The organism is Ruminococcus sp., assembly GCF_024684275.1.
Genome location: NZ_JAIKXF010000044.1, coordinates 16,953 through 30,742 on the forward strand (window position 1 = coordinate 16,953; position 13,790 = coordinate 30,742).

Genomic DNA, 13,790 nt, shown 5'->3' on the forward strand with positions numbered 1-13,790 from the left:
TGAACTTTTATTGGTCAGCATCAAAAAAATGTTTACAAAAGAATTAGCCGGGCAGTGCCCGGCTAAATATACAAAATATGGATATTTGCTTGATATTATTGCTTCAGATATTCTCCTATTTTCATCTTAGCTTCTTCCTTTGTAGTTGATAGATAAGCATAATATGCAAGAATGCAAGAAGCATCGACAGCATTGACCAAGCCATCATTGTTAACATCTGCCGCAAGTTTCTGAGTATCTGTGAATCCGCCTTCTTTATTGGTAGAAATATTGGCGTAATACGTAAGAACTTCGGATGCGTCGACGGCATTAATCTTACCATCGTTAATGACATCTCCAAGATTATATGAAATTTCATTTTTGCTTACAGTAACGGTTAACTGTATAACATTATAATCCGGATCGATGATACTAATTACCGCTTCTCCTGCTCCGACAGCTGTAATCACACCGTTCTTTGATACAACTGCAACATCAGTATTACTTGATTTGAATGTTATTTCGCTACCGGTGATTGGTATTGAATACTGTTCACCATTACTTACAGTGATCGAAGTTACTGGCAATATCTGTGATGTAGAAGTTGTTGTAGAGATTTCAGTATTCTGGCTTGTTGTTGATGTAGCTGAAGTAGTGGATGTTGTATTAGTATTGCTTGTTGTTGATGTTGTTGAAGTATTGGATGTTGTAGTGTTGCTTGTTGTTGATGTAGTTGAAGTATTGGATGTTGTAGTATTGCTTGTTGTCGATGTAGTTGAAGTATTAGATGTTGTTGTAGTATTGCTTGTTGTCGATGTAGCTGAAGTAGTGGATGTTGTAGTATTGCTTGTTGTCGATGTAGTTGAAGTATTGGATGTTGTAGTACTGCTTGTTGTTGATGTAGCTGAAGTAGTGGATGTTGTAGTGTTGCTTGTTGTTGATGTTGTTGAAGTATTGAATGTTGTAGTATTGCTTGTTGTCGATGTAGTTGAAGTATTGGATGTTGTAGTATTGCTTGTTGTCGATGTAGCTGAAGTAGTGGATGTTGTAGTGTTGCTTGTTGTTGATGTAGCTGAAGTAGTGGATGTTGTAGTGATGCTTGTTGTTGATGTAGTTGAAGTATTGGATGTTGTTGTAGTATTGCTTGTAGTTGATGTAGTTGTTGTAGTCTGGCTTGTTGTTCCGGCTGTTGTAGATGTAGTCACGGGAACAGGTTTAGCATTTACTTCAACATTCAAAGTATCTGTTTTTCCATCTGAAGCCTTAACGCTGATAGCAGCCTTACCTGCTGCAATAGCACTTATAACTCCATTTTCATCAACTGTTGCTACCTTATTATCAGACGAAGCATATTCAAGCTCTGTGTAATCAGACTTAACAGTATACTTATCATCTGTCAGCATAGTAATATTCTTAGGTCCTATAATAACTTCGCCATCGAATGGAATGAATTTATATCCCTTCTCTTCTGCAAATGTCTTTGCTGTTGAAGTTGCATAACCATGAATTGTTCCGCTGTAATGCTCATCAAATGCCTTATCAGCTATATCGCATTCTTTATTATAAATATATACATCTGCTGAATCTCCCGTGAAAGTACCTTCCTTTATGAAGTTAACACTGTCGGGTATTTCTATAAATTCAAGATCCGGACAATCATTGAATGCATGATCGCCTACAAGTTCAACGCCTGAATTGTTGATATTGACCTCTTTGAGAATATTCATTCCAGAGAATGCGTATTTTGGTATCTTATCCCCGCCTGTAATAGTTATCTTTGCAATCTTATACGGTGAAAAGTCCATATTACTGTTTTCCCAATTGTTGTACTGATTAATGAACAGATCTGCAACAGAGTAATTGGGACTTGATTCTCCGTCAATTTCTGTACATGTTCTTACTATTCCTGCATATGGTATAGTAAGAAATTCCAGATTTGTGCAGGAGTTGAGCATAAGTAACCCCATAGATGTTACAGAATCCGGGATTAAGAGCGTTTTTATTCCGATACAATTCTGGAAAGCATTATTTCCGATAGTTCTAAGCCCACTGGGAAGCTCAAAGTTGGTCATTGACTCACAGTTAGTGAATGCATATGAGTTTATGTTCTTGAGAGATGCCGGGAATTTAAGATTTGAAAGATTGATACAATTGTTGAATGCATGATCTCCGATTGTTGTTATCTTAGTATTGCTGAGGTCAATTTCTTCAAGATTTTTCATACCTGAGAAAGCGTACTTTGGAATTATGTCGCCGCCTGTGATAGTAATCTTTGTAAGACTATATGCAGAAAAGTCCATTTGATTATTCTCCCAGTTATTATACTGATCGATGAATAAATCTGCAACAGAGTAATTGGGATCTTCATTTGCCTCTCCTTGAGTGACATTTAATGTTGTAGCCGCATATGGAAGTGTAAGCTCCTTCAATGCAGTACAGCCGTTGAATATCATTCTGCCCATGGAGGTAACTGTCGGAGGTATCACGAGCTTCTTAATGCTATTGCAGTTCTGGAATGCATAACTTCCAAAGCTAGTATACGAATTTGGTATAGTGATATCGCCAAGATTATGACACTCTGCAAATGCATAGTTACCTGCAGTCTTGATATGTCCGTTATCAGGAAGCTTTGTAATAGGTGTGCCATAGTAAGATAGATTACCGATAGATGTAACAGTATCAGGTATCTTTATAGTGGCAAGTTTGCTGCAATTCCAGAATGCGTAATCACCAATCGTATTTATAGCAGTACTGCTGAAGTCAACCTCTTCAAGAGTCTGCATATGTGAGAATGCATATGAAGGAATCTTATCGCCGCCTGTTACTGTGATCTTTCTGATAGCATAATTTGAGAAATTCATCATATTATTTTCCCAGTTATTATACTGATCAAGGAACATATCAGCAACAGAAAAATTAGGATTGTTTTCCCCGTCAGAATATGTACAACTTTTTACCGTTCCAGCATATGGTAGCTGTAATTCTTCTAGCTTTGTACAACCGTTGAAAATAAGTCTGCTCATTGATGTTACTGAATCAGGGATAAATATTGATGTAAACTTTTCACAGTTCTGGAATGCGTGTTCGCTAATACTGTTAAGTCCATCATTCAGTTTAATTTCAGGTAAAGATGTACAATTACGGAATGCATATTCATTAATTGTTTTTAGCGAATCAGGTAAAGATATTTTTTCAAGTGCAGTACAATCATTGAATGCGAATTTGCCGATAGCTGCAATTTCTGTACCACTAAGGTCGATCTCCTTTACACTTGTCATATGTGAGAAAGCATACAGAGGTACTATTTCACCGCCTGTGATAGTGATTTTTTCAAGATGATATGAAGGTGTAAATTCCATATTACCGTTTTCCCAGTTATTGTATTGATCCAGGAACATATCTGCTACGGATCTGTTTGAATCAATATCACCACCTGTAAGAGCACAACTTTGTTTTGTTGCAGCATATGGAAGAGTAAGCTCTGTCATTTCAGTACAACCGTTGAATATAAGTCGTTCCATTGAGGTAACAGTTGCAGGAACAACAAGCTTCTTTATACCTGTACAATTCTGGAACGCACCAAAACCTATAGTTGTATATGATTCAGGGAATGTAGTGAATGTAAGCTTTGAACAGTTTGCAAATGCATAGTCGCCTATGCTCTTGATCTTTCCGTTATCAGGAAGAGTAGGGATAGCAGTGTTATAGAATGCATAGTTACCAATATTTGCAACTGTTTTTGGAAGTTTTACAACTGCAAGGTTTTTACAGTTCAAGAAAGCACATTTGTTTATATCGTATATTTTTGACTTGCTCAGATCTATCTCCTTAAGAGTTGTCATATTTGAGAAAGCATAGTCCGGTATTCTGTATCCATTTGTTATAGTAATATTTGTGATAGAATAACCGGAAAAGTCCATCATATTATTTTCCCAGTTATTATACTGATCAAGGAACATATCCGAAACAGAACAATTTGGGTCTATGGTTCCCTCTGCGTCTGTACATACTTTTGATATTGCTGCATATGGCATTGTAAGATTTGCAAGCGAGGTACAACCATTGAATATCAGTCTACCCATGTACGTAACTGATTCAGGAACAGTGATGTCTGTTAAGTTAGTACATTCGGAAAATGCATGTTCACCTAAAGAAGTATAGCTTGAAGGAACAATTACCTTTTCCAGATTTAAACATTCACCGAAAGCATAATCGCCTGCTGAGGTAATAGCTCCATTATCAGGAAGAGCCGTTATAGGTGTTCCGAAATATGAATAATTTCCAAGTGTTGTAACCGTCTTAGGAAGCTTGACCTCTGCAAGGTTATTACAATTCCAGAATGCATAGTGTCCAATTGAACTTATAGAAGTATTGCTGAGATCGACTTTTTTCAGTACGGTCATATTAGAAAATGCATAAGAAGGGATGACTTCGCCACCTGTTATAGTAATATTTGAAATAGAATAGTCGGAGAAGTCCATGTTTTCGTTTTTCCAGCTATTATACTGATCAATAAACATATCCGAAACTGAGCAATTTGGAGCTATTTCAACATTTAAGTCTGTATAGCTCTTATCAGTTGATGCAAACGGAAGAATAAGGTCAGTAAGGGAAGTACAGCCGTTGAAAGCAAGTCTGCCGATAGCTGTGACTGAATCAGGGATAACAAGTTCTGTTATACCTGTGCAGTTCTGGAACGCTAATTCAGCGATGCTTTCAAGCTCGTTACCTATAATTATTTCCTTTATAGATGAGCAATCCTTGAAAGCATATGCGCCTATCTTTTTAATATGTTTTGGAAGAAATAGTTTATCTTCTGTTGGTTTGATGTCTCTGCTAATGGTTGATGTATTAAGATTTGAGAAACCATCAAAAACATGGTTACCTATGCTCTCTATAACAAGTCCATTTTCAGGATCTCTGTCCCAGAATAACACTTCTTTGACAGTATCACCCTTAGCGAAAGGAGCACTATTGAAATCATACATCTCGCCGTAGCCTTGTACATTCAGCTGACCATTGCTATAGAGCATACCAATGATATTATCACCAAGCTGTACAGCTTCTATTGTTCTAGGTGCAGGATTTGCTCTTTTAGTAGTTGTTATAGGAGTAACTCTTGCCATTGTAACAGTTGTTGTAGTAACAGAAGAAGAACTTACATCATCATCAGATGAATTTGTATTTTCGCTTAACGTACCATTACTATTGATAGCACCTGTTATGTGAACATCCTTCTGACTTCCATTTACAGTAAAATTTTTTCGAAATACATGTCCACCTACTGTGAGAATGGCAGTATATGAACCATCACGACAATAAAACTTGTATGTTTTATAAGTCGGGATAGAAGTTATATCAACATTTTGTTTCGTTTTGTAGTTTTGTATCACCAATGAAACATCATCTAGGGCGTGAGTAAGGTTTTGATTTTCTTCTAGGTCATAATCTGTATTATCAGTAATACCATTATAATCCAAATCTACTCTGTACGCCTGATTCGGGCATTCTCCCAACCCGATTTCAAAGAACTGTTCATTGGCACTAGAAAGCCAATTATCATCATCGACAACAGGATAAATTGATGCTGCATCGGGGTCAAGTTTTCCAAAAGAAAGATACCAATCTGCTAATTTAGTTGATATTTCACAAATTGTGTATTTTTTCTCTTCCCCCAAAAATGTTATAGCAACACCTCCAGCGCCAACCAACTCAATATCACCATCTATACAAGTGCTGCAAGCATGAATTGAATCAAGTGATGCATCGAGACAACCGATAACATTTATATTACCATATAAACCATTTATATCAATAGATCCTGAAATAGGGGCTTCGTTCGAGCTGGTGACAGACCCTGTTATACTACCCGCTCCTATGGTCGCAGATATTTCACCGGTTACTCGAACACCAATAGATAATGTTAAAGCAATAGAGCATACCCATCTATCTATAAAAGCGAGTCCAATTTCAAAGCATAACCCAACGTATACCGTTCCTTTTACTTTATATGAAAATTCACAAGGTTCAACAGAAAAAGACGGTGTATACGTTTTGGTACCAAAGTCATTGATATAAGTAAAACCAGTTGCTACGGAAAAAGATACCGAGACCTCCATTTCTGCTGATAATTCAAATTCAAAAAATAAACCTATTATTATTACAATACCTGGTATTTCAGTTGGAATATTTAAAACACCTATTTCTTTTTTTGCTTGAGGAATTTTAGGTATTTTGGAGGGAGTAATAGAATTTGATCTCTCTATTCCTGTTTTTACGCTTATTCCAATTGAAAACGACTTTTCAATTGAAAACTCTAATTCAGTATAAGTCAAACTATCATAATAGTTAAAGCTGACTTCTATAGATACTGTTATCGTTGGATTAAATGTAAACGCTGAAATATCAAATGGAGCATCAGGAAAAGAATTAGACTCTGAATAAGTGCCGCTGTATGAAGCACCATATTCTTTCATTTCCTGAGAAATAATATAATCAACATCTTCTGGATCAAAAGCAATTTCGCATTCTCCTGTTTCAGGGTTTTCTCGGTATTCATACCCTACACCTGTTTCAGAATTATCAAATGTTGTATCTTCTGTTGTAGCTGACGTTTCAAATTTAATGAATTCAAACATATCGCCAATATCATCATTACCCTTAATGGTGGTGATATTGCCATCTGTTGAAACTTCATCAACGGCTACAGCGATTATATCTTCTTCATTAGGATAGAAGAAAAAATACTGACCATTCTCGATATTTTTAACAGTTTCATCAGCATTTCCTATTTGGAATACGTTATTATCGTAGTCAGCAGAAACAAGCTGGTTGTAAGTGTCAGAAATCTCAGCTTTTACAGTGTTTTCATTAAGAACGATAAAATTAGTATTTTCATTTTCATCGAAGTTAACAACGTTTTCAGCAGGGAAGTCATTAACATCGGTAGCGAGTATCTCCTGTCTTACTTTTATATGTGCCTTGTTAGAGTATTCCTTGCTTATTCTGTTTCCTCCAAAGCCAAGAAGACAGGTATTTATTATGTAATATTGAGGAAGCTCTGCAACATCAATACTGCCTTCTGTTTTAACGTATTTTCCTGATCTTGCAGTGAGCTTTTGAGAAATTACAAGTTTATTTGTCTCTTCATCAAAAATGTCAAATTGAAGCGTACAATCTACAGACTGAGTAGAAGTTACACAGAAATCACCTGTCTCGTCGTCAAAATCAATTTTTGTGATCTCAAATACAGATTCAGCACTTTGTGAAACAGATGGCATCTGAGCATCGCTTTCTTGCGCTTGATTAGCAATGTATCTTGCAAGAGAATTCGTTGCTTGAAAGCCATAATCTGTTGTTTGCGGCTTGTTTTGATCTGGGCCTGATGTACACCCGACAGAAAACGAGCTGCTTGATACTACTGCAGAAGTACATATTGTTGTACTTAATAATGCAGCAATGAAACGTTTGAACATTTTTTAGCGCTCCTTTGATATAATTATTAACAAATTCGAAGAATTTATTAGTAATTATATCATATATCAGATTTATAGTCAATAAATCTGATTAAAAGCGCAAATATAGACCAATAATCGTAAGAATTTATCAAAAAATCGCAATTAATGGTATTAATTCAACTACTTTTTTCAAAATATCGAATAGCACATTAGTTCTTCCGTATTATGTGATGAACTATACAAAGTACTTTTAGTCATTATAAAGTGAACATAAGTAAGCAGCCTGCTCCAATCCTAAGCTGCACGCATTTAAGTAATATTACTATTCCCGAGAGCGTTACAAGTATAGAGTTGAAAGCATTTGCTAATTGTCCGCAATTAACGATATATGGTCAAAAAGACTCATGTGCTGAAAAATATGTCAATGAATACAATCACCGTTTTGTCGACCTGTCTGTTGCTGTTCCACCTTCATTGGGTGATCCAAACGGAGACGGTGCCATAAACGCGATCGATGCTTCGGAGATGCTCACTGTCTATACAAGGATAGCTACCAATAAAACAAAGCCCACAAGCGATGAGTTGGCATACTGCGATGTCAACAAGGATGGCGCGGTAAATGCAGTTGATGCTTCGTATGTCCTCTCGTTCTATGCATACAATGCAACAAGTAAGACAAAGATAAGCTTTACTGATTATATGAAAAAGAAATGATTTATGAGGACGGCTTTACGCCGTCCTTTTATATAGCAATAAATGGTTTGACACTCGTTTTGAAAAGATGTATAATGATTTAAGTTTTGGAGGTGAATATAAGAATATCATAAAAAACTGATACTAATAATAAAAAAGGAGAATGCTAAATATGTTTAAAAGAATTACATCAATAATATCAGCAATCGCAGTTACTATTTCGATAATGCCATTTTCATTAAAAACTATCGCTGCTGATGAAAGGACAAGTCCGAATAATGCTTTTGTATCCGCAGAAGGAACAAATCAAATAGGCGATATACTGAGTTCAGAGCTAAATTCTTCATTAGCTGAGCAGAGTGAAGATCAGCCATATAATATTATCTCGGTTGATATGGACAATAATACTGCAAAGGTTGAATATGAAGCTGAAAAAGATTGTACTCTGATTGTTGGAATATATTCCGAAGATGAATCTCGGCTAATTGCAAGTGGAAATGCTGAATTATCATGTGAGGAAGAAACAATTGATGTTGATATCAATTCATCTGATTTCCCTAAATATTTTTGTTTGAAGGCATACATGATAGATACCGAAACGTTAAGACCGCTTTCTGATGTTTATGAAAGCTCGCTCTATACAGAAGATATGCAGCGCCTTTCAAATCAGACGATAAATGATTTTGATGAAGACAGGGCTCTGAATCTTGATGATGATATTAATACAAATTTTGTCGTAATAAAAGAATCTGTCAATATGTTTGAAAGCAATTCTGCAATTTTAGCTAATGCTGATAATGAAAAACTTGTGTACACATTTGAATCGCCCGATGAAAAGATGACATCGCTTTCTGTAGGTGATATCTTTACATATAAGGGAGAAGATGATCTGCTTGTTATTAAGATTGCAGATAAGAAGCAAAGCGATGGAGCGATAACCTTTTATGGTGAAGAGATCTCTCCGGAAGATGTTTTTGAATGTATAAAAATTGATTATTCAAGCGATACAGCCGAGTTTGATAACGAAGAATATGAGGAGAATCAAAGTAACAAACAAAACGAGAATGATGTATCGAGGCGTCCGGCTCCAAAACCGGCTCAAATTGGCGGTCAAATGACAGCTTTCAAACAACTGAAGTGTGTTTTTGTAGATGTTAACGAGGAAACAAAAAGCGATGTATTAAATGGTGAAGAGGATAATGATGATGAAGATGATGATAATAATGAAGAAAACAAAAAGAATAAGCGTGTTGTAGAGAATAAAATTGGAATATCGGGTAGTATATCTTTTACGGTTAAAGCGGATGTTAAATGGCTTATGGCATTTACACATCAATATTTGAAATTCGAATTAAGTTATGCTGCCAAATTTGAGCTGAAATACTCTAACAGTATTACCGCTGAATTAAAATTGCCATCGATAGAAATAATTAATGCCGGTGTAGTAGCTATAAAGATAGATTTATATCTTGTCGGTGAAATAAATGGTTCAATAGAGTATTCCAATACACTCAGTGGTTCCATTGGAATAAAAGCTGAGCACAAAGGAATCAAGTATTTTTCATTAGATAATATTTCAAAGCATCCCAAAAGTGAAAGTAAGTTTGAGTGTAAAGCAGATACTTTTATTGGTTTAAAAATCAAGCCCAATATTAAGGTTAAAGCTGAGGTTAAAGTTAAGTTTAAAGGCATGAATTTAAAAGTCATTAATTTAAAAGGATGCGCAAATGTTTCTGCTAAAGTCGGAGTAAGAGCTAAGGTTGCAAACAATGATCCCTATATTGATACTGCTCTTGGCAGAATACATGAATGTAAAATATGTTTTGAAGGAGACATTTCTGCTGAATTGTCGATTGGATGTGAAGTATCTTTTCGTGACTGGAAAAGAGCAAGATCATTCGGACCGTATAGGAAAAAAATAACGGACTTCCATTATTCGCAAACATTTAATGAATTTGGGTTCACTAAGTGTGGGCATTGTCAGTATCGACTTGCTGTTGAGGTTTATGATGAGAATGGAAATCCCATAAAATATGCTTCTGTTCAATGCGGCGGCGGAGAAGGTACAACAAATGAAGACGGAATAGTTACGATGTTTTCAGAAAGAGGAGAACAGGAAATTCATGTTTCGGCGTATGGATATATAGATTCAAATACAACGATCAATATTAACGCTCCTATACAGACAACTGTGACTCTTTATAAAAAACCTGATCTTGGTGATAATAAGAAAAATGTATTTAATTATAATGGACACAGTTACTGTGTATTTGATAATGTTGTTAACACATTCGATGATGCAATAAATTACTGCCATAAACTCGGCGGATATCTGCTTGTTATAAACGATGCAAAAGAAAATGCTTATGTATACGAGAAGATGACTGCTCAGGGAATAGACAGTGCATATTTCGGATATAAAGACAAATCTTCTGAAGGTTCATGGAAATGGTTGGACAGAGATTCTTCTTATGAGAACTGGGCATCAGGTGAACCAAATGGAAAGACATCAGAGAATTATGGCATGTTCTATTGGAAATTTTCTGACGGAAAATGGAATGATGGAGACTTTGATACACATACCGTTAATGGCGGAAAAGCGTTTATTTGCGAATGGGATTATATAATTAATCCGGATGATCCTACACAGGTTACTCCAAAGCCTGTAAGCCGTAAGCTTTTCCCGAATATCGACACTGATGCATACGCTTTAAATGTTATGGAAAATGAATCTGAAATAGAAACCAATACCATAAGTGCATCATATTCTGATCTTATCCCTGATGAGGTTTATAATTTCTATTTAGTAAAGTCAAAAGAAACAGATTCAGTAATATCAAGTGATAATCTGTTTTATATTACTCAAGCAGTCGCAGATAAGAACGGTGATCTGACAATAAACTATGCTCCTATTGATGAACCAAATGCAGAAAAGCTTCTTGTCGGAATGAAAGGAACAGATATCTCAAAAGCAAAGGTTATCGTCGAAGATCTGAAATATACAGGCAAAGAACAGTTCTGCAAAGTTAACGTAACATACGAAGGTCAGGAGCTTGTTAAAGGTAAAGATTATTACGTATGCAATGATATTATTGCTAAGGAATGCGGTGATTACAGCGTATTTATTGAGGGCTGCGGAGCGTACAGCGGCGGAATTACAGCTGAATATAAAGTTATCCAAGATGATAATGAAAGTATAAGCAGTTCAGAAGAAGGTACTGACATATCTGCCAATACAACTACGACAACCATAACTGCAGATACAACATCTATGACCAAGGCTGCAACCACCACCAGAATTACTACAAGTAACGGCGCAACTACAATATTGACATCCTCTGCGATGACAACAAGCAAAGGTGCAACCACTATAGCTTCAGCTCCTGTAACGACAACAGGCAATGGTATAACCACTACAACTACAGTTCCTGTAATGACAACAGGCAATGTTTCAACTACTACTGCAACAGTTCCTGTAACGACAACAGGTATTGCTACTACGACCACGATTTCAATAGTAACTCCTATAACTTATACTCTTGGAGATGTGAATAATGATAAACAGATCAATGCTGTTGATGCTTCATCAGTTCTTGCATATTATGCTATGATCTCAACAAATCAGGATGGTAGATTTGATGAGGAGCAGAAGCTTGCAGCAGATGTTAATCATGACGGATTAATTAATGCAGTAGATGCTTCCAATATTCTTTCGTACTACGCATATGTATCGACTACAAAAGAAACTCCGATGTCAATGGAAGAATATATGAAAAAGAATTAAGAAAATCCCCTAATATGATGACCGCCCTTCACGGGCGGTTTTCCTTTTGTCTTGACTAATTCCGTTTTATGTGATATACTAATATCAGAACATATATTCTGCAACAAGCTTAGAGGTGAGTTACATGTGTATGTCTCTGCGTATAGAGCCAAGTGAAATGGCCGAGGTCCTCATAAAGGTACGGAAAATGGATTTGGCTCAAGAAATGTCAATAAAACTTGGAAAGAGCCTATTCATGTCTGGTGACTTGTACCCATCAGATATAGCACCTGTTCTTGCACCGAACAAATATGGAAAAATGTCTATATTTCCTATGGCATGGGGATTTACACATCAAGCTACTCCAAAACCTCTTGCAAATTGCCGCGTTAAGACCGCTGATACAAAGATACTTTGGAGAGACTCCTGGTACAGGCGTAGATGTGTTATTCCTGCTTCATGGTATTATGAGTGGGGCTACCCATTATATGAAGACGATAGCCGTAGTATAATAGAGCATAGGAATGCAAAAAGGATTAAGTTCGCTATACAGACGGAGGGCTCTGACATAACGTATATTGCAGGCTTATACCGTTATGAGGATCATGGAGATATGCAGGTACCTATGTTCACTGTGCTCACCAAAGAAGCTGTCGGAACTGTAAGGGATATACACGACCGAATGCCTGTCATACTGGATAAGGATAGTTTACAGGACTGAATACGTCCTGACGTAGAACCCCGCGCTATAGTAGAAAGAGCTCTGTCCAACATGGTATTCGAAACAGCCGTTGAGTATCACAGATCTCCGACGGAGTTTATAACAGCATAATGCCAATAAAACAAGATTACATGAAAACGTCCCCGCACACACTTGCGGGGACTCTCCATATCATTTTTCATAAGTAAGACTCTACCATGGTACTAAGCTAATCAGAATTTGCGGCTTTTCGTATAGCAAATATGACACACGCCCCAATCATAACACCGCTCGTATTTAGTATTATGTCATCAATATCTGTATGCCTTTCAGGACATAGCAATTGGGACAGCTCAATAAAGATAATAAAACAAATGCCTGCGAACACAGTTTTTTTGATATTATCAAGCTTGCGAAAACAGATAGGCCATACTATTCCTACAGGTATAAACATTGCTATGTTCCCGATAATATTGATAAGCCATCCATCATATCTGTCAAAGAGAAAAAAGAACGGGATTAAACTTACCATGTCAGACGGTATCTTTGAAAATCCAATCGTTAGTGTACCTATTTTTCCATCAACAAAATGTAACGGGAAGTATACAAATCTTGCAATAACTACAAGGCATATGTATACAAGAAGCATCTGAAGTTCGCGTTTTACCGAAAACTTCTTGAATCTGATCGCAATTATGAATCGCACAAGTATCCAAATGAGTGTTATAAAAATAAACATCTGTAGATAGGAAATCTCGATCATAGTCACTACCGCATCCTTCCTTTAGCAAATAGCTTGATAAATTCCGATCTATCATAGCAACCAAATACTATTCATATTATACACTGCTGCAGCATAGAAAGTCAAGGAAGCAAGTGTTTTCAAGCATCTTTTGAATAACACTAGGTACTATAGGCAAATTAGCTCTCACAACAATCCCTTCATGATACCAAAATTCCTATTATTTCGATTTTGTAAATATATATAATTATCATGTAATGATAATTGTTATTACATTTTTCTCTGTAACAACTACCGAACACTCTATTCCAATACCCAATATCGACATTACAAAAGCCAGTTCCGAAGAACTGGCTTATTTTTTGCATCATTGAGCTTATATTCACATCCTGTAGCTTCTATCATCTTGAAAGAAGCCTAGAAATATCATCAATTGTTTGGGGCGAAAGCATTTTC

5 protein-coding genes are annotated in these 13,790 nt (G+C 36.3%); 3 read left to right on the forward strand and 2 right to left on the reverse strand.

The features are described 5' to 3' along the window. Positions 1 to 95 precede the first annotated feature (95 nt). Entirely contained in the window at positions 96 to 7,454 is a 7,359-nt protein-coding gene (locus K5677_RS04625) for a leucine-rich repeat protein (RefSeq protein ID WP_296725229.1), read from the reverse strand. A 456-nt stretch (positions 7,455 to 7,910) separates the two neighbouring features. Between K5677_RS04625 and K5677_RS04630 the strand changes: the two genes are divergently transcribed. The 3 genes from K5677_RS04630 (at position 7,911) to K5677_RS04640 (ending at position 12,613) form a co-directional block, all read left to right on the forward strand. Further along, the gene (locus tag K5677_RS04630) at positions 7,911 to 8,150 is read left to right on the forward strand and encodes a dockerin type I domain-containing protein (protein WP_296725232.1); all 240 of its coding nucleotides are present in this window, start codon (positions 7,911 to 7,913) and stop codon (positions 8,148 to 8,150) included. Between the two features lie 151 nt (positions 8,151 to 8,301). After that, on the forward strand, positions 8,302 to 11,913 hold the full coding sequence (locus K5677_RS04635; protein ID WP_296725234.1) for a lectin-like protein: 3,612 nt from the start codon (positions 8,302 to 8,304) through the stop codon (positions 11,911 to 11,913). A gap of 130 nt (positions 11,914 to 12,043) precedes the next feature. Then, positions 12,044 to 12,613: an SOS response-associated peptidase family protein gene (locus K5677_RS04640; protein ID WP_296725237.1), complete on the forward strand. Its 570-nt coding sequence runs from the start codon at positions 12,044 to 12,046 to the stop codon at positions 12,611 to 12,613. A gap of 208 nt (positions 12,614 to 12,821) precedes the next feature. Here K5677_RS04640 and K5677_RS04645 read toward each other — a convergent pair whose 3' ends face one another. Continuing rightward, a complete protein-coding gene (locus K5677_RS04645) occupies positions 12,822 to 13,355 on the reverse strand; it encodes a VanZ family protein (protein ID WP_366848919.1) in 534 nt (177 codons plus the stop codon). Positions 13,356 to 13,790: the final 435 nt, after the last annotated feature.